Genomic DNA, 26513 nt, shown 5'->3' on the forward strand with positions numbered 1-26513 from the left:
CGACAGGGAATGGGCCCGCGTCCCCTCAGGGGACGCGGGCCCATTCTCGTTCCGGTGGTCACCGGGCGGGTCAGTCCTCGCCCAGATACGCCTTGCGGACCGACTCGTCGTGCAACAGGTCCTGGCCGGTGCCGGACAGCACGATGTTGCCGACTTCCATGACGTGTCCCTGGTCGGCGAGGGAAAGCGCCGCCTGGGCGTTCTGCTCGACGAGCAGAATCGTCGTGCCCTGGGATTTCAGTTCGGCGATGGTCGCCATGATCTTCTGCATCATGATCGGCGAAAGACCCATGGAGGGCTCGTCGAGCATGAGCAGTTTCGGCTGGGACATCAGTGCCCGGCCCATGGCGAGCATTTGCTGCTCGCCGCCGGAGAGGGTGCCCGCCGCCTGCTTTCTGCGTTCGCCCAGGATGGGGAAGAGATCGTAGGCGTGCTGAATGTCCTTTTCGATCCCTTCCCTGTCCTTGCGCAGGAAGGCGCCGAGCCGGAGATTGTCCTCGATCGTCATTCGCGGGAAGATGTGCCGCCCCTCGGGGGAGTGGGCGAGTCCCAGCGAGACGATCTGGTGGGCGGGGACCTTCTTCAGCGACTTGCCGTTGAACCTGATGTGCCCGCCGACCGGCTTGAGCAGCCCGGACAGGGTGCGCAGCGTGGTGGTCTTGCCGGCGCCGTTGGTGCCGATGAGGGTGACGACCTGACCGGCCTCGACCGTGAAGGAGATGCCCTTGACGGCCTCGATCTTGCCGTAGGCGACGCGGAGGTCCTCGACTTCGAGCAGTGCGGTCATCGGTCGTTCTCCTTGCCGGGCGCGGCGTCCTGCGGGGTGTCGTCCTCTGCCTGCGCCTCTGCCTGTGCCTCGGCCGCCGCGGCTTGCATCTCGGCGTTCTCGACCTCGGCGGCCTCCTCGGCTCCGGGCGCTCCCTCGAAGGGCTCGCCGAGGTAGGCGGCGACGACGCGCTCGTCGCGCTGGACGGTGGCGCTGTCGCCCTCGATGAGCTTCTCGCCCTGGACGAGCACGGCGACGCGGTCGCAGAGGTTCATGATGAACCGCATGTCGTGCTCGATGACGAGCACCGCGATGCCCATGTCCCGGATGGCGAAGACCAGTTCCTCGGTGGCCCGGGTCTCCTGCGGGTTCATGCCTGCGGTGGGCTCGTCCAGGAGCAGCAGGCCCGGTTCACTGGCCAGGGCGCGGGCGATCTCCAGCTTGCGCTGCTCGCCGTAGGGCAGGTTGCGCGAGAGGTGCTCGGCCTTGTGGGCGAGGCCCACGAACTCCAGGAGCTCCATGGCCCGTGCCCGGGAGGCGGCTTCGGCCCGGTGGAATCCGGGGCCGCGCAGCAGGGCGGACCAGAGTCCTTCCTTGGTGCGGGTGTGCCGGCCGACGAGCACGTTCTCCAGGACCGTCATGTTGGCGAACAGACGGATGTTCTGGAAGGTGCGGGCGATGCCGGCGGCGGTGACCTTGAAGGACTTGGGCGGCAGGACGTCGCCCTTGTAACGGACCTCGCCCTCGGTGGGGATGTAGAGCCCGGTGAGGCAGTTGAAGAAGGTGGTCTTGCCGGCGCCGTTGGGGCCGATGAGTCCCACGATCTCGCCGCTGCGGACGGTGAGGTCGACTCCGCGTACGGCGGTCAGACCCCCGAAGCGCATGGTGACGCCGCGTGCGTCGAGGACCGTCTCGCCCGGCGCGGCCGCGGCGGGCGCGGTGTCCCTGGTGGTGGTGTCGGTAGTCATGGGTCAGACCCCTGCCTTGCTGAGGACCGCGGGTGCCTCCGTCTGCTCGTGGAACTCGAGCTGGCGGCGCCGGTTGGGGATGAGGCCTTCCGGGCGGAAGCGCATCAGCAGTACGAGTGCGAGACCGAAGGCCAGCAGCTGGTAGTCGCCGAGGAACTGGAGCTTGGCCGGGATGAGGTAGAGCAGCGCCGCGCCGACCAGGGGGCCGCTGATGGTGCCCATGCCGCCGAGGACGACCGCGGCGAGCAGGAAGGCGGAGTTGGGCGGCACGACGTGGGCGAACTGGTACTGCTCGGGGGTCACGGTGTAGGTGACATGGGCCTGGACGGCGCCGGCGAGGCCGGCCAGGGTGGCGCCGAGGGCGAAGGCGACGAGCTTGACGCGGAAGCCGTTGATGCCCATGGCGCGCGCGGCGGTCTCGTCCTCGCGGATGGCGATCCAGGCGCGGCCGATGCGGGAGTCGCTGCTGCGCCGGAAGACCACCACGACGATCAGCGTGATGAGGAGCATCAGCAGGAAGTAGTTGGCGAACCGGGCGATGGTGAACCCGAGGAAGGTGTGCTCCTGGCCGAAGTCGAAGCCGAGGATGTTCAGGTTCGGGACCGACGAGATGCCGTTGGAGCCGTTGGTGACGTCGGGCCCGGAGGTGCCGTCCATGTTGAGGACGCCGATCCGGAAGATCTCGCCGAAGCCGAGGGTGACGATGGCGAGGTAGTCGCCGCGCAGCCGCAGGGTGGGGGCGCCGATGAGGACGCCGAAGATCATGGCGACCACACCACCGAGCAACGCCGAGGCCCAGAACGGCAGATGGAGGTTCAGGGGCGAGGACGGCGAGCCGGAGACCAGAGCCGCGGTGTAGGCGCCGACACCGAGGAAGGCGACGTAACCGAGGTCGAGCAGACCGGCGAGGCCGACGACGATGTTCAGGCCGAGTGCGACGGTGGCGAAGATCAGGATGTAGACGCCGATCGCCGCGTACTGGTCGTCGGACTGGGTGAAGGGGAAGGCGGCGGCGGCCACGAAGGCGCCGAGCATGGTGATGTTCCGGTGCTTGCTGGTGATCGCCGAGACACGGGCCACGAGCCCGGCCTTGAAGATCGCGGCGAAGCCGAAGCCGACGGTGATGAGGAAGCCGATGAAGAGCTCGTCGTACGAGGTGCTGATGCCGTACGTGAAGACGGTGAGGCCGATGGCCATGGCCACGATGATGATGAGGATCTCGGCGTAGACCGGCAGGGCGCGGGCCGGGGCGGGGGTGCCGGAGGGGATGGCGGCCCGGGCCACGGCGAGCTTGTTGCGCGTGTTGTGGCGTATCCGGTCCCAGGCGCCGTCCTCGGGGTCGGCGGGCTCGGTCGCCGGCCGCTCGAACGGCAGGGAGAGCACACCGATCACGGTGAGGACGGTGGCCACGGCGAGGATCCAGGCGCCCGGTTCGAGGTTGACCAGTCCGCCGAGCTTGCCGCTGATCGCGAGGATGGTGTACCAGGCGGTGCCGAAGGTGCCGAGTGCGGCCAGGGTGAGCGCGCCGTTGCCGCCGGCGGGCACGAGCCAGCCGAGGCCCTTGACTCCGTAGGCGGCGAGGCCGAGGAGGGTGGTGAGCACTCCGCCGATGAGGACGAGGACTTGGAGGCCGCCCGGGTAGCCGTAGACGGTGAGGTCGCCGGGGAATTCGGAGGTCCAGGTCCAGGCGAGGAAGGCGGAGACGACGGTCAGGACGGAGCCGCCGGTGGCCAGGGCGAGGCCGATGTGCTCGGGCAGGCGGATGAGGCCGGTGGGGGCGGCGCTGCCGGCGGTGGGTGCGCCGGCGGCGTCGGGTGCGGTGGTCTGTGTGGTCATCGGTGTCACGCCCTGTCCGCCACGCGCTCGCCGAGCAGGCCCTGGGGCCTGAACAGCAGCACGAGGATGAGGAGTACGAACGCCCAGACGTCGGCCCAGGACTGGCTGCCGAACTGGTGCATGCCGGGGATGTCGGAGATGTAGGCGGTGGCGAGGGTCTCGGCGACGCCGAGGACGATGCCGCCGATCATGGCGCCGTAGATGTTGCCGATGCCGCCGAGGACGGCCGCGGTGAAGGCCTTCAGGCCGAGGATGAAGCCCATCCGGAACTGGATCTCGCCGTACTTCAGGCCGTAGGCGACGGATCCGACGGCGGCGAACGTGGCACCGAGGGCGAAGGCGACCACGATGATGCGGTCGGTGTTGACGCCCATCAGCTTGGCGGTGTCCGGGTCCTGCGCGGTGGCCTGCATGCCTCGTCCGGTACGGGTCTTCATGACGAAGTAGGCGAGGATGGCCATGCTGAGGGGCGCGGCGCAGAGGAGGAAGATGTCACCGGTCTGGATGGTGACGCTGCCGATCTCGAAGGGGCCTCCGGCGATCTGCGGGAAGGTGCGCGCGGACTTGGCGTCCGGGTACCAGGCCCACACCGCCTGCTGGAGCGCGAGGGAGAGGCCGATCGCGGTGATCAGGGGCGCCAGGCGTGGGCCGCCGCGCAGGGGGCGGTAGGCGAACCGTTCCGCCCCGATGGCGACGAGCACGGCGACGATGATGGCGCCGACGAGCATGAGTGGCAGCGTGACCCACATGGTGGTGCCGCCCGGCAGCCACAGGTAGACCGAGAGTGCCCCGAAGGCGCCGGTCATGAAGATCTCGCCATGGGCGAAGTTGATGAGCTGGACGATGCCATAGACCATCGTGTAGCCGATGGCGACGAGCCCGTACATGGATCCCAGTAGCAGGCCGTTGACCAGCTGCTGCGGCAGTTCGTTCACCGCATGTCCTCCGAGACGTTCGGATGTTTGACGGATTGGGGCCGGATGCGCGTGCGCGCGGGGCGCCAGTGGAACAGCGCCCCGCGCGACGGTTGAGCGGTGCTGGTGGTGACTCAGCCCGTGAAGGTCCCGGAGTGGACCGACTCCCAGGCGCCGTTCTTGACGGCGTAGACGGTGAGCTGCTTGTTGGTGGCGTCGCCGAACTCGTCGAAGGAGACCTTGCCGGTCACTCCGTCGAAGGAGACGTTCTGCATGGCCTCGGTGACCTTGGCGCGGGCGTCGTCGGGCAGCTTGCCGCCGTTGTCGTCGACGACCTTCTTGACGGCCTCGATGATGGCCCAGGCGGAGTCGTAGGAGTAGCCGCCGTAGGCGGAGTACTCCTCCTTGTAGCCGGCGGCCTTGTAGTCGGCCGTGAACTGCTTGGCGGAGTCGAGTTCCTCGACCGGGGTGCCGACGGAGGTGGCGAGGTCGCCGCCGCTGTCGGGGCCGGCCAGCTCGATGAACTTGGCGTCGTTGATGCCGTCGCCGCCGATGAGCGGGATCTTGGCGCCGGCGGCCTTGATCTGCTTGCTGAGCGGGCCGGCCTGCGGGTACTCGCCGCCGTAGTAGACGATGTCCGCGCCGGACTTCTTGACCTTGGTGGCGACCGCGGAGAAGTCCTTGGTGTCGGGGTTGATGTGCTCGGTGCCGACGACCTTGCCGCCGAGCTTCTTGAACTCGTCGGTGAAGGTGCCGGCCAGGCCGGCACCGTAGGTCTTCTTGTCGTCGATGACGAAGACCTTCGTCTTCTTCGCCATGTTGTAGACGTACTGGGCGGCGAACGGGCCCTGGATGGCGTCCGTGGTCGCGGTGCGGAAGTACGACTTGTACTGGCGCACCTTCTTGGTCCGCCAGTCGGGGCCCTGGCTGAGCGAGGGGCCGGTGTTGGCGGGGGAGACCTGGACCAGCTTGGCGTCGTCGAAGACCTTCTGCATGGACTCCGAGACGGAGGAGTTGAGGGGGCCGACGGCGCCGAGGACGTCCTTGTTGGCGACGAGCTTGACGGCGTTCTGCTGGCCCGAGGAGGGCTGGGCCTGGTCGTCCAGGGCCTGGATCTTGAAGGTGACGCCCTCGACGAACTTCTGCTTGTTGGCCGTCTTGGCGGCGAGGTCGGCGGAGTTCTTGATGCCGAGACCCATGGCGGACAGGTCGCCGGTCAGCGGGGCGTCGACGCCGATGACCACGGTGGTGCCACCGTTGCCGGAGTCCGAACCCTTGTCTCCGCCACCCCGCGAGCCGCAGGCGGTGAGGGTGAGTGCTCCCGCTGCCAGCGCTGCGGTAATGGCGATGAGTGAACGTTGACGCACGATCAGTCCTTTCCCTGGCACGGCCCCTCCCCCCTGGAAGAGGTCGAGTCGAGCGCGGAGTCGAAGAGGTAATCCGACGCGCCGTGACTGGCGGTGACTCTAGGCGTGCTCAGGGAACGTCGAGGAGAGCTTGGCCAAGGCTGTGACTCTCTTGTTATGACACGACGTAATGCAGAGCGGTGCGCGGCGGGTGGAAGTGTGGAATTCAGGCAGATTCGCCCGGTCCGGATTCTGAGAACCCGCAGGACGCGCGGCGCTGCGTTCAGGCGTCTCACCAGTTTTGGTGATTACAACGAACCGTTGCCGCAGGCGACTTGCAGGGCCTGGGAGAGGCTCTGTGCATAGCGTGGCCCGAGGATGAAACTGTGCACCTGGATTGCGCGCTTATTACGCAGTGTTACGTCCAGGAAAGGGAGTCCGGCGTTCCCCGGCACTTTTCCGCATTCCTTCACATGCATGGTGATCACAACTTTGTGGGCGGATCCCGCCCTCGTGCGGAATGGGGTGCGGGGCTCGGAGGTGAGGGAAAGTCCCGCGTACGGCTGGGTGATGCCGGTGACGGTCACGGGCGGACCGGACTGCACGCTGACCAGCACCGCGAAGCTGAATGTCCTGGTTCCGGCGTCGCCGGGTGCGGCGACCGCGTCCAGGTAGGACACGTCGGTCACCAGAGAGGGGTAAGGCGGCGCCGGAGGCTGCGGCCGGGGCTGCGGCGCGTCCTGGCGGGTGGCGAACAGGTAGCCGCCGCCCGCGAGGAGGAGAGCGAACGTCAGGGCCGTGAGGGCGGCGCGGCGGTGCCGCCAGTACAGCCGCGCGAGAGGGGTGTGCGCGAGGCCGCCGGTGCGGGGTGGGTCGTCCGGGTCGGGCGTACCCCACGCGCGCGTGCCCTCGCCCGGTTCGAGGGGCCCGACGCCGCTCACGGCAACGGCCTCCCGCCGGGCGCGCCGACTCGATGCCGGCCGGGGCGGTCTCCTGCTGATCGACGGCACGTCAGTTCGCCGACGGGGCAGGCGGCTTGGCGCCTCCCCTCGGGGCCCGGCCGGTGCGGGGCGAGCCGGGGTGGTGCCGGGGGTGCGGTGCCGTGTCCGGGCGGGTTCCGGGGTGGTGCCGGGGGTGCGGTGCCGTGCCCGGTGGGTGTGGGCTTGGCGGGAGGAGGCCCGGCGGGTGAGGGTTCGGTGTGGGTGTGCCCGGTGGGTGTGGGTTCGGCCTGGGCAGGCCCGGCGGGTGTCGGCTGGGCCTGGGCAGGTCCGACGGGTGTGGGTCCGCCGGGTGTCGGCTGGGCCTGGGCAGGTCCGACGGGTGTGGGTCCGCCGGGTGTCCGCCCGCCCGGGATGGCCGCCGACGCGTGCGGCAGGGGCGGTAGTTGGCGGCAGGACCGGCTCGACCGCGCCCCCGGCCGGGGGGCTCCTCCCGTTGTCATGGCAAGAAGCTAGGCGGCCCGGTGTCCGGGGGCAATGGTGGCGCAGACGCCTTCGTGGCGCAGCGGCTCAGCCGGCCGCGCCGGCGGGGCCGTCGCCGGGCTTCGCGTCGCGCAGCAGGCAGGTCAGGCGGGCACTGCACACCCGCCGGCCCTCCTCGTCGCTGATGACGACCTCGTACGTCGCCGTCGAGCGTCCCCGGTGGACGGGTGTGGCCACGCCGGTGACCAGACCGGAGCGCGCCCCGCGGTGATGGGTGCAGTTCAGGTCGACGCCGACGGCGATCTTGGAGCTGCCGCCGTGCAGCATGGCACCGACCGAGCCGAGGGTCTCGGCGAGGACGGCTGAGGCGCCGCCGTGCAGCAGCCCGTAGGGCTGGGTGTTGCCCTCCACCGGCATGGTGCCGACGACGCGCTCGGCGGACGCCTCCAGGATCTGGACGCCCATGCGGGTGCCGAGGTGTCCGGCGGAGAAGAGGGCGGGCAGGTCGACGCCGAGCGCGGCGTACTCGTCGAGGACTTCCTGCGGGAACTTCACGTTCTGCTGCTCGCCCATGGGGTCCGGCTCCGTTTCGTCCTTGATCGGCTCGGCGTCGTCCGGTTCGGCGTCGACCCGGCCACCGCATTCACTGAGCGAACGCTCAGTCGGCCGCCGATTGTTCCAGACGCACCACGACGGACTTGCTGGCCGGGGTGTTGCTGGTATCGGCGGTGGCGTCCAGCGGCACCAGCACGTTGGTCTCCGGGTAGTACGACGCGGCACAGCCCCGGGCCGTCGGATAGTGCACGACCCGGAAGCCCGGCGCCCGCCGCTCCACGCCGTCCTTCCACTCACCGACCAGATCCACGTACGACCCGTCGGCCACCCCCAGCGCCCGCGCGTCCTCCGGGTTGACCAGCACCACCCGCCGGCCGTTCTTGATCCCCCGGTAGCGGTCGTCGAGCCCGTACACCGTGGTGTTGTACTGGTCGTGCGAGCGCAGTGTCTGCAACAGCAGCCGGCCCTCGGGCAGTTCGGGGTACTCCACCGGCGCGGCGGTGAAGTTGGCCTTGCCGGTGGCCGTCGGGAAGCGGCGCTCGTCGCGCGGGGCGTGCGGCAGCGCGAAGCCGCCGGGGTGGGCCACGCGCGCGTTGAAGTCCTCGAAGCCGGGGACGACCCGGGCGATCCGGTCGCGGATCGCGGCGTAGTCGTTCTCGAACTCCTCCCACGGCACCACGGTCTTCTCGCCCAGCACCCGGCGGGCCAGCCCGCACACGATGGCCGGCTCCGACTTCAGCTGCGCGCCCGCGGGCCGCAGCCGGCCCCGGGAGGCGTGCACCATGCCCATGGAGTCCTCGACGGTGACGAACTGCTCGCCGCCGTCCTGCACGTCCCGCTCGGTACGGCCGAGGGTGGGCAGGATCAGCGCACGCGCGCCCGTGACCACGTGCGAGCGGTTGAGCTTGGTCGACACGTGCACCGTCAGCCGGGCCCGCCGCATGGCGGCCTCGGTGACGTCGGTGTCGGGGGACGCGGAGACGAAGTTGCCGCCCATGGCGAAGAACACCTTCGCCTCACCGTCGCGCAGGGCGCGGATGGCCCGTACGACGTCGTAGCCGTGCTCGCGCGGCGGCGCGAAGCCGAACTCCTTCTCCAGGGCGTCCAGGAAGTCGGGGTCCGGGCGCTCGAAGATGCCCATCGTGCGGTCGCCCTGCACGTTGGAGTGGCCGCGCACCGGGCACACGCCCGCGCCCGGACGGCCGATGTTGCCGCGCAGCAGCAGGAAGTTGACCACCTCGCGGATGGTCGGCACCGAGTGCTTGTGCTGGGTCAGACCCATCGCCCAGCACACGATGGTGCGCTCGGAGGCGAGGACCATCTCCAGCGCGCGGTCGATCTCCGCGCGCGTGAGCCCCGTCGCGGTGAGCGTCTCGTCCCAGTCGGCGGTGCCGGCGGCCTGCGCGAACTCCTCGTAGCCGTGGGTGTGCTCGCGGACGAACTGCTCGTCCACCGCGCCCTCGGTGTCGAGGATCAGCTTGTTGAGGAGGCGGAAGAGGGCCTGGTCGCCGCCGATGCGGATCTGGAGGAACAGGTCGGTGAGCGCGGCGCCCTTGAGCATGCCCTGCGGGGTCTGCGGGTTCTTGAACCGCTCCAGACCCGCCTCGGGCAGCGGATTGACACTGATGATCTTCGCGCCGCCCGCCTTGGCCTTCTCCAGGGCGGAGAGCATACGGGGGTGGTTCGTCCCCGGGTTCTGCCCGGCGACGATGATCAGGTCGGCCTTGTAGAGGTCCTCCAGGAGCACACTGCCCTTGCCGACCCCGATCGTCTCCGACAGGGCCGATCCGGAGGACTCGTGGCACATGTTGGAGCAGTCGGGCAGGTTGTTGGTGCCCAGCTCGCGCGCGAAGAGCTGGTAGAGGAACGCGGCCTCGTTGCTGGTGCGGCCGGAGGTGTAGAAGAGGGCCTCGTCGGGGGAGCCGAGGGCGGCGATCTCCTCGGCGACGATGTCGAAGGCGCGCTCCCAGGTGACCGGTTCGTAGTGATCGGCGCCCTCGGGCAGGTACATGGGGTGGGTGAGCCGCCCCTGCTGGCCCAGCCAGTACCCGCTCCGGTCCGCCAGGTCGGAAACGGAGTGTGCGGTGAAGAACTCCGGGGTGACCCGGCGCAGGGTGGCCTCCTCGGCGACCGCCTTCGCGCCGTTCTCGCAGAACTCCGCCGTGTGCCGGTGCTCCGGCTCCGGCCAGGCACAGCCCGGGCAGTCGAAGCCGTCCTTCTGGTTGACCCGCAGCAGGGTCAGCGCGGTGCGCCTCACCCCCATCTGCTGCTGGGCGATCCGCAGCGTGTGGCCGATGGCCGGCAGCCCGGCCGCCGCGTGCTGCGGCTCGGCTACCTGCGGCGCGTCCTGAACCGGATCACCCATGGGCGGCTTCGTTGCCATCGCACGCTCTCCTTCGACTGCGGTGTGTGAAGAACGTCTCCGATCCTCGCACGGCCCCCTGACAGGGCTTACGGCCGGGGACGCCGGCCGGGAAGGCCCCGCGCGACGGCCGGGCAGGCCGGACCCGGGGCGGCCCGTCCCGGGGGTCACGGAGGCGGGCGGCGGGCCCGGCTGTCAGTGGCACGTGGCAGGATCGGGGACGTGGCAGAGACAGCATCGAAGAAGACCGACACCACCCCCGGCGGCGCCCGGCCGCGGCTGATGCTCATGGACGGGCACTCGCTGGCCTACCGCGCGTTCTTCGCGCTGCCCGCGGAGAACTTCACGACCGCGACGGGCCAGCCGACGAACGCCATCTACGGCTTCGCGTCGATGCTGGCCAACACCCTGCGTGACGAGGAGCCGACGCACTTCGCGGTCGCCTTCGACGTCTCCCGCAAGACCTGGCGCTCCGCGGAGTTCACCGAGTACAAGGCGAACCGCTCCAAGACCCCGGACGAGTTCAAGGGCCAGGTCGAGCTGATCGGCGAACTGCTCGACGCGATGAACGCCTCCCGCTTCGCCGTCGAGGGGTACGAGGCGGACGACGTGATCGCCACCCTCGCCACCCAGGCCGAGGCCGAGGGCTTCGAGGTGCTGATCGTCACCGGCGACCGCGACTCCTTCCAGCTGGTCTCCGAGCACACGACGGTGCTCTACCCCACCAAGGGCGTCTCCGAGCTGACCCGGTTCACCCCGGAGAAGGTGATCGAGAAGTACGGACTGACGCCGGCCCAGTACCCGGACTTCGCGGCGCTGCGCGGCGACCCGTCGGACAACCTGCCGGGCATCCCCGGTGTCGGTGAGAAGACGGCCGCGAAGTGGATCAACCAGTTCGGTTCGTTCGCCCAGCTCGTGGAGCGGGTCGAGGAGGTCAAGGGCAAGGCCGGCCAGAACCTGCGCGACCACCTGGAGTCCGTCAAGCTCAACCGCCGGCTCACCGAGCTGGAGCGGAGCGTGGAGCTGCCCAAGGCGGTCACCGACCTCGCCCGCACGCCGTACGACCGCAAGGCCGTCGCGATGGTCCTGGACACCCTGGAGATCCGCAACCCCTCCCTGCGCGAGCGGCTCTACGCCGTGGACCCGGGCGCCGAGGAGGCCGAGACCACCCCGATCACGACGGACGGGGTGCAGCTGGACGGCACCGTGCTCGGCACCGGCGAGCTGGCCGGCTGGCTCGCCGAGCACGGCACGCAGGTGCTCGGCGTGGCCACCGTCGACACCTGGGCGCTGGGCGCGGGCTCGGTCGCCGAGATCGCGCTCGCCGCGCCCGGGGGAGCGGCCGCGTGGTTCGACCCCTCGCAGCTGGACGAGGCGGACGAGAGCGCGTTCGCGGCCTGGCTGGCCGACGCGGAACGGCCCAAGGTCTTCCACAACGCCAAGGGCGCCATGCGGGTCTTCGCCGAGCACGGCTGGACCATCGAGGGCGCCGCCATGGACACCGCGCTCGCCGCCTACCTGGTCAAGCCGGGCCGCCGCTCCTTCGACCTGGACGCGCTGTCCCTGGAGTACCTGCACCGGGAGCTGGCCCCCGCCGCCGCGGCCGACGGTCAGCTCGCCTTCGGCGCGGACGAGGGAGCCGAGGCCGAGGCCCTGATGATCCAGGCCCGGGCCGTCCTCGACCTCGGTGAGGCCTTCGAGGCGCGCCTTCCGGAGGTCGGCGCGGCCGACCTGCTGCGCGACGTGGAACTGCCGACGTCCGTGCTGCTGGCCCGCATGGAGCGGCACGGCATCGCGGCGGACCGCTCCCACCTCGAAGCGATGGAGCAGACGTTCGCGGGCGCGGTGCAGCAGGCCGTGAAGGAGGCGCACGCGGCGGCCGGGCACGAGTTCAACCTCGGCTCGCCCAAGCAGCTGCAGGAAGTCCTCTTCGGCGAACTGGCCCTGCCGAAGACGAAGAAGACGAAGACGGGCTACACCACCGACGCCGACGCCCTGGCATGGCTGGCCACCCAGACGGACAACGAACTGCCGGTCATCATGCTCCGCCACCGCGAGCAGGCGAAGCTGCGCGTCACCGTCGAGGGCCTGATCAAGACGATCGCGGCCGACGGCCGGATCCACACCACGTTCAACCAGACGGTCGCCGCGACCGGCCGCCTGTCGTCGACGGACCCGAACCTTCAGAACATCCCCGTCCGCACCGACGAGGGCCGGGCCATCCGGCGCGGCTTCGTGGTCGGCGAGGGCTTCGAGTCGCTGATGACGGCCGACTACAGCCAGATCGAACTGCGCGTGATGGCCCACCTGTCCGAGGACGCGGGCCTGATCGAGGCGTTCACGTCCGGCGAGGACCTGCACACCACGGCGGCCTCGCAGGTCTTCGGCGTCGACCGCTCGGCGGTGGACGCGGAGATGCGGCGCAAGATCAAGGCGATGTCCTACGGCCTGGCCTACGGGCTGTCGGCCTTCGGCCTCTCCCAGCAGCTGAACATCGAGGCGGCCGAGGCGCGCGGCCTGATGGACGCCTACTTCGAGCGTTTCGGCGGCGTACGGGACTATCTGCGCCGCGTGGTCGAGGAGGCGCGGGCGACCGGCTACACCGAGACCCTCTTCGGCCGCCGCCGCTATCTGCCCGACCTCAACAGCGACAACCGCCAGCGCCGCGAGATGGCCGAGCGCATGGCCCTCAACGCACCGATCCAGGGCACGGCGGCCGACATCGTCAAGATCGCAATGCTGCACGTGGACCGCGCCCTGCGCGAGGCGGGCCTCGCCTCCCGCATGCTCCTCCAGGTCCACGACGAAATCGTCCTGGAGATCGCCCCCGGCGAACGCGAGACCGTGGAGCGGATCGTCCGCCACGAGATGGCCGGCGCGGTACAGCTCAGGGCCCCCCTGGACGTCTCCGTCGGCGTGGGCCCGGACTGGGAGTCGGCGGCACACTAGCCTGCGGCGGGGGCGTGGCTGGGTGCCCCGGCATCCCCCGCGACGGCGGCTCGTGGCGGCCGTGCCTTCGTGGGTGCCCCGCAGCGCGGCCTGGGGGGTGCACCGTCCGGCTTGGGAGTCGTGCCGGTCCGCGATGGCGTGGCAGGGATGCCCGGGCGACGCGACGCCCTGCGACGGTGGCTCGGCCGGCCATGCCTTCCATGGCGGTTCCGCAGCGCGGCCCGCGGGGGCGCACTGAGCACCGTCCGGCCCGGAAGGCCCGCCGGCCCGGCGCGGCCTGCGGGGCGTGCCGTGTGGCGGGGGAGGCCCGTCGGTCTGCGGCGGTATGGCGGGGGCGTTTGGTGCGGTGGGGCCTCCGCGACGGTGGCTCGGCCGGCCGTCCCTTCGCCGTGGTTCCGCGGCGCCGCCCGCGCGGGCAACCGCCCGGCTCGGAAGCCCTGCCGCCACGGGCGGGTCACGGCGCGGGGTGGCCCTCGCCGTGAACATCCTGCCTGGGGTCTGGGGGCTGGAGCCCCGTGGGCTCCGTGCGTTCCGTGCGTTCCGTGGGTATTGCGTGCCGGTCTCTGGGGGTGGCTCCGCGAGCTTTGGCGTGGTCACGGCGGGGTCTTCCCTCCCGTGGCGCACGCGCGGCAGGGCTCGTCACTCACGTGGACCCCGCAGAGGCGCAGCCGTGCGCCGCGGCCGACAGGATGCGGGCATGGGTATACGCATGCTCAACCGCCGACCGGCGGTGATTCGGGCGGACATGGACGAGGTTCCGGCAGGACCACCTCCGTCGGTCCGGCCCGTCGCGGCCGACGCCAGTACGGCCCGCGTTCCCGCGGATCTGACGGCGACCCTGCGCCGTGCCGCGAGACGGCTCCGCGACCGGTGCGGCCGCGGCGATCCCGTCCTCGGGGAGACACACCCCTGGTGCTTGTGGGCGGACACCGCGCGCGGCTACCTCGCGCTGCTCCTCTCCCCGCTGCACCGACATCGCCCCGTGCGCAGCGTCACCGTCTTCGTCGCCACCGCGACCAGCACCGGAGACCGGCCGGGCGGCCCGCCCGCACACCGCTCCCGTCAGGACCGCCGGAACCACTGAGACCGGCCGGATCGGCCTCCAAGTGACGGGACCCGTCAACCTGCGGACGCCGAGCCGCTCCCACCGCCGCGACCGCCAGAGACACCAGCACCAGCACCAGCACCAGCCGCACCGGCACAGCTCGCCTCATGGCCGGAACCGACCGATCCGTCCGTCCCCGGCACACCGTCCCCGCCGCCCGGAGCCCGGACACCACGCCGGAGCCTGACGTCCAGGGCGTGCAGGGGCAGACCCACGGCCAGGCCCGCGCCCGCGCCGAAGCAGAGGGTCGGAATCAGTTCCCAGAGAGCGGCCGTCGACCCCCGGCCCGTCCACCAGTGCCAGGTCCGCTGCACGGCACCGGCGACCGCGCAGACCGCGATCACGGCGAAGGCCCGCCGCCGGTCCCGTACCGACAACTCGGGGACCCCCACCGGCTCACCCGCCGGAGCCCGCCGCAGCGCGTGCACCAGGAACCCGGCGATCACGACCGCCGCCACCGCCGAGCTGCCGTACTGCAAGTACCAGTAGACGGGTGCCCCGGCCAACTGTCGGCCCAGCACGGGGAACAGCCGCATCCCCCACCGGTCGTGGTGGGTGAACGCGTCCCACACCACGTGCGTCAGCGCGCCCAGCGCGGCCGAGGCGTACCACCACGGCACCGACGCCGGGCGCGGTCGCGTCCAGGGCGTACCGCACCGCGTCAGCGCCGCCGACCGCCCCTGCCGGGCGCGCGGCAGCAGCGCGACGAGCGGCTCGCGCAGCAGCAGCCACACCATGACCAGCAGCCAGGCGACGAGCACATCGAGGGTGAAGACCCCGGCGAAGGAGTGCGTGACCGTGCCGAACTCCATCGCCCCGGGCACAACTCCCGCCGTGTAATAGGTCAGATCGGGCGCGAAGGAGCCGGCCACGAGCACCGACGGGACCAGCCGACCGCGCCCCGTTCCGTCGCCGCGCACCGCGGGAAGTACGGCCGCCGCATGGCTCAGAGTGAACGGCAACGGGGGCTCCTCCTGGCACGCGTCGACCGGGCCGGCGGGCCCGTGTGATCATCGCCGTCCAGTATGCGCGTCGCGCGAGGGGCGCACCCGTTAACCAGTCGTGGCCAACCGGTGAAAATCGGACGTGAACGGGTCCCTATGCGAGGGAAGTTGTCGTAGGGTCACCTGGATTCGTCAACCGTGAGGCTCCGCGAGGGCAACCAGTCACACGGGTCGATCGTCACAACAGGGCGAACGGACAGACAGAGACGGACGCCCGGGCGTCCACAGGAGGGGCTCACTCTATGGCGGCGCATTTCGGCAGCAGGCTGCGCAAGGGAGCGGCAACCACGGCCGTGGCCGCAGCGGCGGTCGCGGCTCTGGCCGCCTCGCAGGCTCCCGGCGTCACCGTCGACGACCACGGCAGACAGTCCGCGGCCGGGGCGACGCCCCTGCCCGACGGGAACACCGACGACAGCGCGACCGGCGACTCGCCGTACTACACGGACCTGCCGCCCCTCAACAGCCCCAGCCCGGCGCCCGTCGTCGGCACCCCGATCTCCAAGGGCCCGGCCGAGTCCGGCATACCCGCCACCGTGCTCGACGCCTACAAGAAGGCCGAGGCCGAACTGCGCGCGTCCAAGCCGGGCTGCAACCTGCCCTGGCAACTGCTCGCCGCCATAGGCAAGGTCGAGTCCGGACACGCCCGCGGCGGCAACGTCGGCGCCGACGGCACCACGGTGTCCCCGATCCTCGGCCCGGTCCTCGACGGCAACGGCTTCGCCCACATCAGCGACACCGACCACGGCCAGTACGACGGGGACAGCAGGTACGACCGCGCGGTCGGGCCCATGCAGTTCATCCCCTCCACCTGGGCCTGGGCGGGCCGCGACGGCAACGGCGACGGCAAGAAGGACCCCAACAACATCTACGACGCGGCCCTCGCGGCCGGTCACTACCTGTGCCGCTACGGCTGGGACCTGTCCACCGACGCCGACCTCCGGAGCGCGATCCTCAGCTACAACAACTCGACGGACTATCTGAACACCGTCCTGACGTGGCTGGAGTTCTACCGCAAGGGCAGCCACTCCGTCCCGGACGGGACCGGCCCCCTGCCGTCCCACCGCAGCGACCACACGCCCGGCGCGGACCCCGGTCCGACCCCGCAGCCGCCCGCCCCGCGGGCGAGCGACAAGCCCGGCGGTTCCGGCAAGCCCGCCACGCCCGGCAAGCAGGGCGGCGGCTCCGCGAGCCCGAAACCGTCCCAGCCGGCGCAGCCGTCCCCGCCGTCCGAGCCGACTCCGCCGTCCACCCCGGGCACGCCCACCGCGCCGCCCACCGCGACCGACACCGTGCACCACCTCCAGGACGCGGGCACGGGCAAGCTCACCGCCATGGCCGGCGACGCGTTCGCGGAGAAGATCAGCACCCGTGCCGTGACCAGGGACGACAAGGCCGTCGGCAAGGTTCGGATCCGGTTCACGATCACCGGCGGCACCGACGCCGCCTTCACCGGCGGCGAGAAGGTCGCCACCGTGGCCACCGACGCCTCCGGCGTGGCCGTCGCACCCGCGCTGCGGGCCGGCGAGAAGACGGGCGACTTCACCGTCCAGGCGGCGGTCGTCGGCCGTACGCTCCCCGGCGTCGACTACACGGCCACGGTCACCGAGCGCGCCGCCGACGCCCTCACCCGCACCACCGACACCGCACTGGTCTGCACCCCGGGCGGCGAGTTCGCCGACCAGGTCGAGGTCAAGGCCACCTACAAGGGCGCCGTCGCGGACCGGGTCGCGGCCACCGCAACCCTCGTCAAGTCGGCCGACGACCCCGCCCAGAACGACAAGGGCCCCTACTTCAAGGACGCCGACGGCAAGCCCGTACGCACCCTGAAGGACCTCCAGACGGACGCCAACGGCCTGCTGAGGCTGCCGAAGCTGTACGCGGACGACACCACCGGCACGTTCCTGCTGCGCATCACCACGGCCGGTGGCGCGACGCTGACCGTGGAGCTGAAGGTGGCGGCGGCCGACACCTCGGCCGAGCCGTCCCCCAGCCCGTCGGCATCCTCGTAGCACCGGCACGGACATCATGAGGGCGCCCCGCCGCAGCGGCGGGGCGCCCTCATGATGTCCGGCGGCCGGCCCGCTCGACCCCCGCCCGGGGGAGGGAAGCCGAACGGAGTCCCGTACCGGTCAGCGCCTGAGCCGGGCGTTGGTGTGCCGGGTCGGCTCCGCGGACGCCGGGTCCTCGGGCCAGGGGTGCTTCGGATACCGCCCGCGCAGCTCCGCCCGTACGTCCCGGTAGCCGGTCCGCCAGAAGGAGGCGAGGTCGGCGGTGACGGCGGCGGGACGCCCGGCCGGGGAGAGGAGGTGCACCAGGACCGGGACCCCGGCGACCGTGGGCGAGTCGTCCAGGCCGAACATCTCCTGGAGCTTCACGGCGAGCACGGGCCGTTCGGGATCCGCGTAGTCGACCCGGATCCGGGACCCGCTGGGCACCGTGAGCCGTTCCGGGGCCAGCTCGTCCAGCCGGACGGCGTCGCCGGAGGCCCAGGGCAGCAGCCGGGTCAGCGCCTGCCCGGCGTCGATCCGCGCCAGGTCCGCGCGTCGCCGGGCCCGCCCGAGCTGCGGTTCCAGCCACTCGTCCACGCGCGCGTGCAGCGCGTCGTCGGACACGTCGGGCCAGGGCTCACCGAGGTGCCGGCGCAGGAAGGCGAGCCGCTGCCGCAGCACCTCCGCCTCCGCCGACCAGCGCAGCGGCCCGAACCCTTCCTGCCGCAACCCGTCGAGCAGCGCCGCCCGTACGAGACCGGGCCCGGCGTCCGCCAGGGGCCGCACCGCCAGCTCCACGGCCCCCAGCCGCTCGACCCGCCGCGCGACGACGTCCCCGTCGCCCCAGCGCACCTCGTCCTGTTCCGCGTGGAGCGCCCCGGCCGCGAGCCGGGCGACGTCCTCGTCGACGACCGCGGCGAGCTGCACGCGCGCGTGCCGCCTGCCCACCGGCCGATCGGCCACGGCGACGGCGATCCAGGGCGCGCCCCACAGCGGGGACCCGTCCGTGAGTTCCGCCCGGGTCCCGGAGATCATGAGATACGAGCCGCCGTCGAGCCGGGCCACCCGCTCCGGAAAGGCAAGAGCGGCAACAAGTCCAACGAGCCCCATGCCCCCGCCACCGGCCGGCGCGTCGGCGTTCTTCCCTGCCGGGCCCACGGCCCTCGCTTCGCGGTCGGTCCGTGAGTGTGCGGGTGGGGGCCCGGCGAGGCCTGTATCCGCGGCGGCCTCCGCTCGGCCCCCGCGCCTGGCACCGGGCAGTGCGTCGGCGTTCTTCCCTTCCGGGCCCATCGCCCCTGCTTCGCGATCGCTCCGTGAGCGTGCGGCTGGGGGCCCGGCGAGGCCCGTAGCCCCGGCGGCCTCCCCTCGGCCCCCGCTCCCGTTCCCGCCACCGGTCGGCACGTCCGCGTTCTTCCCTGCCGGGCCCACGGCCCTCGCTTCGCGGTCGGTCCGTGAGTGTGCGGGTGGGGGCCCGGCGAGGCCCGTAGCCCCGGCGGCCCCCGGTCGGCCCCCGCGTCCGGCACCGGGCAGCGCTTCCGCGTTGTTCCCCTCCGGGCCCACCGCCTCGGCCTGGCGGTCCGTCCGTGAGCGCGCCGTCCCGGTGGACCTGTCGGAGACCTCCGACACGGCGGCCCGCAGTCGCCGGACCTCCGCTCGCCACCGCGTCGCGTACGCGTCACCGCCGCGCCGGGCGGCCCGCAGCGCCGCGGTGAGATCGTCCCCGTACTCCCGCGGCAGCTCCTCGCTCAGCAGCGCCACGACCTCCGCGGCCCGCTCGGCCCCGCCGACGGCGGACGCGTCCAGCAGGGCCCGCCCCAGCCGTGGATGCACCCCCAGCCGCGCCAGCGACCGCCCCCGGTCCGTGGCCCGTCCGGCGGGGTCCACCGCGCCCACGGCCGTCAGCACCTCCCGGGCCGCCGCCATCGCCCCGCCCGGCGGCGGGTCCGGCAACGCGAGGCCGGAAGCGTCCGGATCGCCCCAGCAGGCGGCCTGAAGGGCGAACGCCGTCAGATCCGCCACCTTGATCTCCGGCGCGGGAAAGGCGGGCAGACGTGCCTCCTCGGCCTCTGCCCAGCACCGGTACACCGCGCCCGGCGCCTCGCGTCCGGCACGTCCCGCCCGCTGCCGCCCGGAGGCCCGCGAGGCCCGTACCGTCGTCAGCGCGCTCAGCCCGCGCGCGTGGTCCACGCGGGGCTCCCGCGCGAGCCCCGAGTCGACGACCACCCGCACCCCGGGCACCGTCAGCGACGACTCGGCGACCGAGGTCGCGAGCACCACGCGGCGCCGCCGCCCCGGCACCAGTACCGCGTCCTGAACGTCCGCCGGCGCCCGCCCGTGCACCTGGAGCACGTCCACGTCCCCGAGATCCTCCAGCAGACCCGCGACACGCCCGATCTCGCCCACGCCCGGAAGGAAGCACAGCACGTCCCCCGCGCGCTCGGCCAGCGCCCGCCGCACCACCGACGCCACATGCGTCAGCAGCGCGGGGTCCACCCGCATCCCGTGCGGCGGCCGTACCGGCCGGGCCGGCGGCGCCCACAGCACCTCCACCGGATGCGACACGCCGTGCGCCTCGACCACCGGCGCCCCGCCCAGCAGCCGCGCCCACACGCGCGCGTCCGTGGTGGCCGAGGCGGCCACAAGACGCAGCTCCGGCCGCAGTGCCTCGCGCACGTCCCACAGGAACGCCGCCACCGTGTCCGCGTCCAGATGCCGCTCGTGGCACTCGTCGAGCACCACCACGTCGACGCCCGCCAGCTCCTGGTCCCGCTGGAGCCGCTGGAGCAGCACACCGGTCGTGACGACCTCCACGCGCGCGTGGCGTCCGACGACACGCTCCCCGCGCACGGTGTAGCCGACGCTCTCGCCGACCTTCTCGCCCAGCAGCCACGCCATCCGCCGGGCCGCCGCACGCGCCGCGATCCGCCGCGGCTCGGCCACGACCACCCGCCGTGCGGGCCGCTCACCCAGCAGCCCGGCCAGCGCCAGAGGCACCAGCGTGGTCTTGCCCGTGCCGGGCGGTGCCACCAGGACCGCGGTCCCGTGGCCGTCCAGGGCCTCGTGAAGGGCCGGCAGCGCGCCGCGCACCGGCAACGCGCCCAGCTCGTCGTGGCGGATCACGCGCTCAGTCCCGTACTCCCGCACCTGGTCCCCCGGTCCCGCACTCACTCCCGCGTTCAGTCCCGTACGCAGACGAAGATCGCCGTTCCCGGGATCAGATTCCCGCGCAGCGGCGACCAGCCGCCCCACTCGGAGGTGTTCCAGGCCGGCCACTCCGGCTCGACCAGGTCCACCAGCCGGAAGCCCGACGCCACCACGTCGCGCACCCGGTCCCCGACGGTCCGGTGGTGCTCGACGTACACCGCGCGGCCGTCCTCGTCCTGCTCGACGTACGGCGTGCGGTCGAAGTAGGAGCCGGACACCGACAGCCCCTCCGGGCCGGGCTCGTCCGGGAACGCCCAGCGGATCGGATGCGTCACCGAGAACACGAGCCGCCCGCCCGGCCGCAGCACCCGGCGCACCTCCCGCAGCACCGCGCGCGGGTCGGCGACGAACGGCAGCGCCCCGTACGCCGAGCACGCCAGGTCGAAGGAGCCGTCCGCGAACGGCAGCGCGCCCGCGTCGGCGCACACCAGCGGCAACGCTCCGCCGATGCGCAGCGCGTGCTGGAGCTGGCGGTGCGACAGGTCCAGGGCGACCGGGCGCGCCCCCTGCCCGGCCAGCCAGCGCGAGCACTGCGCCGCGCCGGCCCCGATCTCCAGGACGTCCTTGTCCTTGAGGTCCTCGGGGTCGCCGAGCAGCCCCGCCTCCACCTCGTCCAGGCCCTCCGGTCCCCACACGAAACGGTCGTCGCCGAGGAACGTGCCGTGCTCGATCTGGTACTCGTCCGCGTTGCGGTCCCACCAGCCCCGGTTGGCCCGGGAGCTCTCCGCGGCACCGGCCTCGCGCCGGGTGGCCTCCGGTTCGGCCGGTTCGAACTGTTCGGACGGTGCTGACTCTTGGATGATCGGCTCCCTCGTACTAATCTGCGGGCTCTCCCGTCCGGTCGGTCCCGGCACTGTCAACAAAGGGACCGACTCGGCTCTGCGTGGCCTCGGGAGACGGGTTTTCTGCCGGATATGGGGTGATCTGCCCCGGCTGTGCGGCTTCGCGCATTGACCCTGCCCGGCTGCCCCCGTATGCTACAAGTTGCGCTGCGGGCCTGCGCGCCTCAGACGGAGCAGGCTGCGCTCGCATCTGTTGTATGTCCCCTCGGTTGTCGAGGCGTCACCGATTTTGTGTGACGCTTCCTTGGCTGTCCGGCTTCTGCAGAGCGAAACGGGCTCCCGGCGTAATGCAGTACCTACGACTTCAATGTCCGTACCGGAGCCCTTTCCCACATGACGAGCAGCACCGAGACCACCGCCACCACCCCGCAGGTAGCGGTCAACGACATCGGTAACGAGGAAGCCTTCCTCGCCGCGATCGACGAGACGATCAAGTACTTCAACGACGGCGACATCGTCGACGGCGTCATCGTGAAGGTCGACCGGGACGAGGTCCTGCTCGACATCGGTTACAAGACCGAAGGTGTCATCCCGAGCCGCGAGCTCTCGATCAAGCACGACGTCGACCCGAACGAGGTCGTGGCCGTCGGCGACGAGATCGAGGCCCTTGTCCTCCAGAAGGAGGACAAGGAAGGCCGCCTGATCCTCTCGAAGAAGCGCGCCCAGTACGAGCGTGCCTGGGGCACCATCGAGAAGATCAAGGAAGAGGACGGCATCGTCACCGGTACCGTCATCGAGGTCGTCAAGGGTGGTCTCATCCTCGACATCGGCCTCCGTGGCTTCCTCCCGGCCTCCCTCGTCGAGATGCGCCGTGTCCGCGACCTCCAGCCGTACGTCGGCAAGGAGCTCGAGGCCAAGATCATCGAGCTGGACAAGAACCGCAACAACGTGGTCCTGTCCCGCCGTGCCTGGCTGGAGCAGACCCAGTCCGAGGTCCGCCAGACGTTCCTCACGACCCTCCAGAAGGGTCAGGTCCGCTCCGGTGTGGTCTCCTCGATCGTCAACTTCGGTGCCTTCGTGGACCTGGGTGGCGTCGACGGTCTGGTCCACGTCTCCGAGCTGTCCTGGAAGCACATCGACCACCCGTCCGAGGTTGTCGAGGTCGGCCAGGAGGTCACCGTCGAGGTTCTCGACGTCGACATGGACCGCGAGCGCGTCTCCCTGTCGCTGAAGGCGACCCAGGAAGACCCGTGGCAGCAGTTCGCCCGCACCCACCAGATCGGCCAGGTCGTGCCCGGCAAGGTCACGAAGCTGGTTCCGTTCGGTGCGTTCGTCCGCGTGGACGAGGGCATCGAGGGTCTGGTCCACATCTCCGAGCTGGCCGAGCGCCACGTGGAGATCCCGGAGCAGGTCGTCCAGGTCAACGACGAGATCTTCGTCAAGGTCATCGACATCGACCTCGAGCGTCGCCGCATCAGCCTCTCGCTGAAGCAGGCCAACGAGGCCTTCGGTGCCGACCCGTCCGCGGTCGAGTTCGACCCGACCCTGTACGGCATGGCCGCGTCCTACGACGACCAGGGCAACTACATCTACCCCGAGGGCTTCGACCCCGAGACCAACGACTGGCTCGAGGGCTACGAGACCCAGCGCGAGGCGTGGGAGCACCAGTACGCCGAGGCGCAGTCCCGCTTCGAGCAGCACCAGCAGCAGGTCATCAAGTCCCGCGAGGCGGACGCCGCTGCCGCCGCCGAGGGTGGCGAGGCCGCCGCTCCGGCCGCGTCCGGCGGTTCGTACTCCTCCGAGGGTGGCGACAACTCCGGCGCCCTGGCGTCGGACGAGGCGCTGGCCGCGCTCCGCGAGAAGCTGGCCGGCGGCCAGAGCTGAGCTCCCGCACAGGGGCCCAGCCGCTGAGGCTCAGCCGATGACTTGAAGGGCCGCACCCGTTCCGGGTGCGGCCCTTCGGGCTGTTCGGGGTACCTCGCGGCCACTTGCGGCCGACGGGGAATGCGAACGTCCCACAGCTCGTTGTGAACCTACGAATACGAGGAGGGGCGGTCACACAGTGCTTGATCCGCAGGGTTTGTACGCATGGGAGCCGAAGGGTCTGGCCGTCGTCGACATGGCGCTCGCCCAGGAGTCGGCCGGCCTTGTCCTGCTCTACCACTTCGACGGATACATCGACGCGGGGGAGACCGGCGACCAGATCGTCGATCGGCTGCTGGACTCGCAGCCCCACCAGGTCGTGGCGCGCTTCGACCACGACCGGCTCGTGGACTACCGGGCCCGCCGCCCGCTGCTGACGTTCCAGCGGGACCGCTGGACCGAGTACGAGGTGCCGGGCATCGAGGTGCGTCTCGTCCAGGACGCCACCGGCGCGCCGTTCCTGCTGCTGTCCGGGCCCGAGCCCGACGTGGAGTGGGAGCGTTTCGCGGCGGCCGTACGGCAGATCGTCGAGCGTCTCGGCGTACGCCTGTCGGTGAACTTCCACGGCATCCCCATGGGCGTCCCGCACACCCGCCCGGTGGGCCTGACGCCGCACGGCAACCGCAGTGACCTGGTACCGGGCCACCGCAGCCCGTTCGAGGAGGCACAGGTGCCGGGCAGCGCGGAGGCGCTGCTGGAGTACCGCCTGATGCAGGCCGGGCACGACGTGCTGGGCGTGGCCGCGCACGTGCCGCACTACATCGCGCGCTCCCCGTACCCGGACGCGGCGCTGACGGCCCTGGAGGCCATCACCTCGGCCACCGGGCTGGTCCTGCCGAACGTCGCCCACGCCCTGCGCAACGAGGCCCACCGCACCCAGACCGAGATCGACCGGCAGATCCGCGAGGGCGACGAGGAGCTCACTTCCCTCGTCCAGGGCCTCGAGCACCAGTACGACGCCGCCGCGGGCGCGGAGACCCGGGGCAACATGCTCGCCGAGCCGGTCGAGATCCCGTCGGCGGACGAGATCGGCCGCGAGTTCGAACGCTTCCTGGCGGAGCGGGAGGGCGAGAACTGACGCGGGGTGCGTGAGCCGGCGGGGGAGGGCAAGAGGTGGTGCCCGCCCGGCGGGCGGGCCGCCGGGGACAGGGCCTAAGCTGCCGCTCATGCTGAGAGTGGGCCTCACCGGGGGCATCGGTGCCGGTAAGAGCGAGGTGTCGCGGCTGCTCGTGAAGTGCGGGGCGGTGCTGATCGACGCCGACCGCATCGCGCGCGAGGTCGTCGCTCCGGGCACGCCCGGCCTCGCGGCGGTCGTCGACGCCTTCGGCCCGGACGTGCTGACCGAGGACGGGAGCCTGGACCGGCCCAGGCTGGGTTCCGTCGTCTTCGCCGACTCCGGGAAGCTGGCCGTCCTGAACTCGATCGTGCACCCCCTGGTGCGCGCCCGCTCCCGCGAACTGGAGGAGGCCGCCGCCGAGGACGCCGTCGTGGTCCACGACGTCCCGCTCCTCACGGAGAACGGCCTGGCCCCGCTCTACGACCTCGTGATCGTCGTGGACGCGAGCCCGGCGACCCAGCTCGACCGGCTCCTGCGGCTGCGCGGGATGACCGAGGAGGACGCACGCGCGCGCATGGGTGCGCAGGCGACCCGGGAGAAGCGCCTGGAGATCGCGGACATCGTCATCGACAACGACGTACCGTTGGAGCGGCTCGAGCGGCGGGTGCGGGAGGTCTGGGCGGAGCTGGTCCGCAGGGCGCACACGCCCCGTCGGGCGTACCGGGAACAGGGATCCCAGGAATAGGGCTGCCCGGCCGGGGCGTTGAACCACCTCGGCCAGGGAAGGAAGCAGTCGTGCCCGAACGTACTCCGGAGACCCACGTCATCGACTACCGCGCCGCCGAGAAGCTGCTCGCCGCGCGGGACCCGCGGGGCGCGGTCAAGCTGCTCGACCGGGTCATAGCCGCCCATCCAGAGAACACCTCCGCCCGGCTGCTGCGCGCCCGCGCCTTCTTCGCAGCCGCCCAGCTCCGGCCCGCGGAGCTGGAGTTCACCATCGTGCTGGAGCGCGAACCGGACAACGCGTACGCGCACTTCGCACTCGCCCGCACCTACGAGCGGCAGGGCCGCCCCGACGAGGCCAGGCGCCACTTCCGGCTGGCCGCCGCGCTGGACCCGAACCCGGAGTACCTGCAACGGGCGCGGTTCGACACCTGACGGCCGCCCGCGGCCGGCCGTCCTTCGCGCGGCCGGCGGCCGGCGGCTACCGCTGTCGGTCGTCCGGCGGCCAGTACGGCGGTACGTCCCGCCCCGGCTGGTAGTGCGGACCCTGCCGAAGGTGCCGGACGACCACCGTGAGGTCGACGGCCATCACCAGCCACAGCACCCCGCAGGCCGCCGCCCAGCCGGGCCGTCCGACCAGCACGAAGATCACCGTGCCGAAGCCCGCCCAGACCAGCCCCCACACACTCAGCCAGAACCGCGCCCGCAGGGCACTGCGCGCGGTGGCGGGTTCACTGCCTGTACGCATCGCCGATCTCCACTCCTCCTTGCAACGTAACTCTGGCCCGGGCCGCACTCCAAAGCCGTGCCGGCCTCACTCGGACGGGTGAATCAGGCTGGGAGGGGAACGGCCGTGCGGAGGCGGGCCGTTGTCCGGGCATGGAGCTGAGAATGCGCGAGGGTCATCAGGGGACGGGACCGGGAGCGATCACGCCGGACGGCTGCGCGGTGGAGTTGTACGCGCGGCTGCCCGTGGGGAGCGAGCCGGACGTCATCGCCGCGGTCGTGCCCGTGGGCGCGCACATCCTGGAGCTGGGCTGCGGTGTGGGCCGCGTGACCCGTCCGCTGCTGGAGCGCGGCTTCACCGTCACCGCGGTGGACGAGTCACCGGACATGCTGGAGCGGGTGCGCGGGGCGCGGACCATATGCAGCCCCATCGAGCGTCTGGACGTGGGGGAGACCTTCGACGCCGTGGTGCTCGCGTCGTTCCTGGTGCACACGGGCGACCCCGAGGTACGGCGCGGGCTGCTCCGCACCTGCGCACGGCATGTCGCGGAGGGCGGCTGCGTACTGATCCAGAGGGAGGGCGGCGATTACCACATCAATGTGCCGCGCGAGCGGATGGACCCGGCGGGCTTCACGGTGCGGATCCTGTCGGCCGAGCCGGTCGGGGACGGGGTGAACGCGGTCCGCGCGGAGTACGTGTTCCCGGACGCGACCTGGACCCAGACCTTCAGGTCCCGGCCGCTGTCCGAGGAGGAGTTCGAGGAGGCGCTGGCGGAGGCGGGCCTGAGGGTGGACAGGTGTCTGACCGAGGACGGGACGTGGGTTCGGGCGGTTCCGGAGGTGCGGAAGGAGCGTCCTTGACGGAGCCCGGACAGCGATGACGG

The 26513-nt window shown here is 71.7% G+C and carries 20 protein-coding genes; 8 read left to right on the forward strand and 12 right to left on the reverse strand.

The window, feature by feature from the left end; all coding sequences use genetic code 11:
- Positions 1–70: 70 nt before the first annotated feature.
- From TNCT6_RS23660 to TNCT6_RS23695, 8 genes are all read right to left on the reverse strand, one after another.
- Positions 71–787, reverse strand: a complete 717-nt coding sequence (locus TNCT6_RS23660; RefSeq protein ID WP_141361879.1) for an ABC transporter ATP-binding protein — start codon at positions 785–787, stop codon at positions 71–73.
- Positions 784–1734, reverse strand: a complete 951-nt coding sequence (locus TNCT6_RS23665; protein WP_141361881.1) for an ABC transporter ATP-binding protein — start codon at positions 1732–1734, stop codon at positions 784–786. The genes TNCT6_RS23660 and TNCT6_RS23665 overlap by 4 nt, the downstream gene beginning before the upstream one ends.
- Positions 1735–1737: 3 nt before the next feature.
- Positions 1738–3570, reverse strand: a complete 1833-nt coding sequence (locus TNCT6_RS23670) for a branched-chain amino acid ABC transporter permease (protein WP_141361883.1) — start codon at positions 3568–3570, stop codon at positions 1738–1740.
- Positions 3571–3575: 5 nt separating this feature from the next.
- A complete protein-coding gene (locus tag TNCT6_RS23675; RefSeq protein WP_141361885.1) occupies positions 3576–4505 on the reverse strand; it encodes a branched-chain amino acid ABC transporter permease in 930 nt (309 codons plus the stop codon).
- A 113-nt stretch (positions 4506–4618) separates the two neighbouring features.
- A complete protein-coding gene (locus TNCT6_RS23680) occupies positions 4619–5851 on the reverse strand; it encodes a branched-chain amino acid ABC transporter substrate-binding protein (protein WP_172632999.1) in 1233 nt (410 codons plus the stop codon).
- Positions 5852–6138: 287 nt separating this feature from the next.
- The gene (locus tag TNCT6_RS23685) at positions 6139–6771 is read right to left on the reverse strand and encodes a Tat pathway signal sequence domain protein (RefSeq protein ID WP_141361889.1); all 633 of its coding nucleotides are present in this window, start codon (positions 6769–6771) and stop codon (positions 6139–6141) included.
- A 567-nt stretch (positions 6772–7338) separates the two neighbouring features.
- Positions 7339–7824: a PaaI family thioesterase gene (locus tag TNCT6_RS23690; protein WP_141361891.1), complete on the reverse strand. Its 486-nt coding sequence runs from the start codon at positions 7822–7824 to the stop codon at positions 7339–7341.
- Between the two features lie 85 nt (positions 7825–7909).
- Positions 7910–10189 carry an FdhF/YdeP family oxidoreductase gene (locus tag TNCT6_RS23695; RefSeq protein ID WP_141361893.1) on the reverse strand — a complete coding sequence of 760 codons (2280 nt, stop codon included), beginning with the start codon at positions 10187–10189 and terminating at the stop codon, positions 7910–7912.
- Between the two features lie 201 nt (positions 10190–10390).
- On the opposite strand from TNCT6_RS23695, the gene polA reads away from it, so the two are divergent.
- The gene (polA, locus tag TNCT6_RS23700; RefSeq protein ID WP_141361895.1) at positions 10391–13117 is read left to right on the forward strand and encodes a DNA polymerase I; all 2727 of its coding nucleotides are present in this window, start codon (positions 10391–10393) and stop codon (positions 13115–13117) included.
- 697 nt (positions 13118–13814) lie between these two features.
- The gene (locus TNCT6_RS23705) at positions 13815–14201 is read left to right on the forward strand and encodes a hypothetical protein (RefSeq protein WP_253266206.1); all 387 of its coding nucleotides are present in this window, start codon (positions 13815–13817) and stop codon (positions 14199–14201) included.
- A gap of 35 nt (positions 14202–14236) precedes the next feature.
- Here the strand turns inward: TNCT6_RS23705 and TNCT6_RS23710 are convergent, their stop codons facing one another.
- A complete protein-coding gene (locus TNCT6_RS23710) occupies positions 14237–15184 on the reverse strand; it encodes a DUF4184 family protein (protein ID WP_141361897.1) in 948 nt (315 codons plus the stop codon).
- A 284-nt stretch (positions 15185–15468) separates the two neighbouring features.
- Between TNCT6_RS23710 and TNCT6_RS23715 the strand changes: the two genes are divergently transcribed.
- On the forward strand, positions 15469–17235 hold the full coding sequence (locus TNCT6_RS23715; RefSeq protein ID WP_141361899.1) for a lytic transglycosylase domain-containing protein: 1767 nt from the start codon (positions 15469–15471) through the stop codon (positions 17233–17235).
- A gap of 120 nt (positions 17236–17355) precedes the next feature.
- Here TNCT6_RS23715 and TNCT6_RS23720 read toward each other — a convergent pair whose 3' ends face one another.
- Positions 17356–20334, reverse strand: a complete 2979-nt coding sequence (locus TNCT6_RS23720; protein WP_141361901.1) for an ATP-dependent helicase C-terminal domain-containing protein — start codon at positions 20332–20334, stop codon at positions 17356–17358.
- A gap of 56 nt (positions 20335–20390) precedes the next feature.
- A complete protein-coding gene (locus tag TNCT6_RS23725; RefSeq protein WP_141361903.1) occupies positions 20391–21272 on the reverse strand; it encodes a class I SAM-dependent methyltransferase in 882 nt (293 codons plus the stop codon).
- 321 nt (positions 21273–21593) lie between these two features.
- Between TNCT6_RS23725 and rpsA the strand changes: the two genes are divergently transcribed.
- From rpsA to TNCT6_RS23745, 4 genes are all read left to right on the forward strand, one after another.
- Positions 21594–23084: a 30S ribosomal protein S1 gene (gene rpsA / locus TNCT6_RS23730; RefSeq protein WP_141361905.1), complete on the forward strand. Its 1491-nt coding sequence runs from the start codon at positions 21594–21596 to the stop codon at positions 23082–23084.
- Between the two features lie 178 nt (positions 23085–23262).
- Entirely contained in the window at positions 23263–24201 is a 939-nt protein-coding gene (locus TNCT6_RS23735; protein WP_141361907.1) for a PAC2 family protein, read from the forward strand.
- A gap of 88 nt (positions 24202–24289) precedes the next feature.
- The gene (coaE, locus tag TNCT6_RS23740; RefSeq protein ID WP_141361909.1) at positions 24290–24925 is read left to right on the forward strand and encodes a dephospho-CoA kinase; all 636 of its coding nucleotides are present in this window, start codon (positions 24290–24292) and stop codon (positions 24923–24925) included.
- 50 nt (positions 24926–24975) lie between these two features.
- Positions 24976–25338 carry a tetratricopeptide repeat protein gene (locus TNCT6_RS23745; protein ID WP_141361911.1) on the forward strand — a complete coding sequence of 121 codons (363 nt, stop codon included), beginning with the start codon at positions 24976–24978 and terminating at the stop codon, positions 25336–25338.
- Between the two features lie 46 nt (positions 25339–25384).
- Here the strand turns inward: TNCT6_RS23745 and TNCT6_RS23750 are convergent, their stop codons facing one another.
- A complete protein-coding gene (locus tag TNCT6_RS23750; RefSeq protein WP_141361913.1) occupies positions 25385–25651 on the reverse strand; it encodes a DUF6343 family protein in 267 nt (88 codons plus the stop codon).
- A 131-nt stretch (positions 25652–25782) separates the two neighbouring features.
- Here TNCT6_RS23750 and TNCT6_RS23755 point away from each other — a divergent pair, with 131 nt between their 5' ends.
- Entirely contained in the window at positions 25783–26490 is a 708-nt protein-coding gene (locus TNCT6_RS23755) for a bifunctional 2-polyprenyl-6-hydroxyphenol methylase/3-demethylubiquinol 3-O-methyltransferase UbiG (protein ID WP_172633000.1), read from the forward strand.
- The last annotated feature ends 23 nt before the right edge of the window (positions 26491–26513 follow it).

Source organism: Streptomyces sp. 6-11-2 (genome assembly GCF_006540305.1).
In the GTDB taxonomy this organism is placed as follows: Bacteria; Actinomycetota; Actinomycetes; order Streptomycetales; family Streptomycetaceae; genus Streptomyces.

What these genes read in the sequence shown, in the direction of transcription:
- TNCT6_RS23690 (WP_141361891.1), bottom strand. Translation starts at nt 7,824, where the DNA reads ATGGGCGAGCAGCAGAACGTGAAGTTCCCGCAGGAAGTCCTCGACGAG.
- TNCT6_RS23665 (WP_141361881.1), bottom strand. Translation starts at nt 1,734, where the DNA reads ATGACTACCGACACCACCACCAGGGACACCGCGCCCGCCGCGGCCGCG.
- rpsA (WP_141361905.1), top strand. Translation starts at nt 21,594, where the DNA reads ATGACGAGCAGCACCGAGACCACCGCCACCACCCCGCAGGTAGCGGTC.
- TNCT6_RS23660 (WP_141361879.1), bottom strand. Translation starts at nt 787, where the DNA reads ATGACCGCACTGCTCGAAGTCGAGGACCTCCGCGTCGCCTACGGCAAG.
- TNCT6_RS23695 (WP_141361893.1), bottom strand. Translation starts at nt 10,189, where the DNA reads ATGGCAACGAAGCCGCCCATGGGTGATCCGGTTCAGGACGCGCCGCAG.
- TNCT6_RS23715 (WP_141361899.1), top strand. Translation starts at nt 15,469, where the DNA reads ATGGCGGCGCATTTCGGCAGCAGGCTGCGCAAGGGAGCGGCAACCACG.
- TNCT6_RS23750 (WP_141361913.1), bottom strand. Translation starts at nt 25,651, where the DNA reads ATGCGTACAGGCAGTGAACCCGCCACCGCGCGCAGTGCCCTGCGGGCG.
- TNCT6_RS23705 (WP_253266206.1), top strand. Translation starts at nt 13,815, where the DNA reads ATGGGTATACGCATGCTCAACCGCCGACCGGCGGTGATTCGGGCGGAC.
- coaE (WP_141361909.1), top strand. Translation starts at nt 24,290, where the DNA reads ATGCTGAGAGTGGGCCTCACCGGGGGCATCGGTGCCGGTAAGAGCGAG.
- TNCT6_RS23670 (WP_141361883.1), bottom strand. Translation starts at nt 3,570, where the DNA reads ATGACCACACAGACCACCGCACCCGACGCCGCCGGCGCACCCACCGCC.
- TNCT6_RS23755 (WP_172633000.1), top strand. Translation starts at nt 25,783, where the DNA reads ATGGAGCTGAGAATGCGCGAGGGTCATCAGGGGACGGGACCGGGAGCG.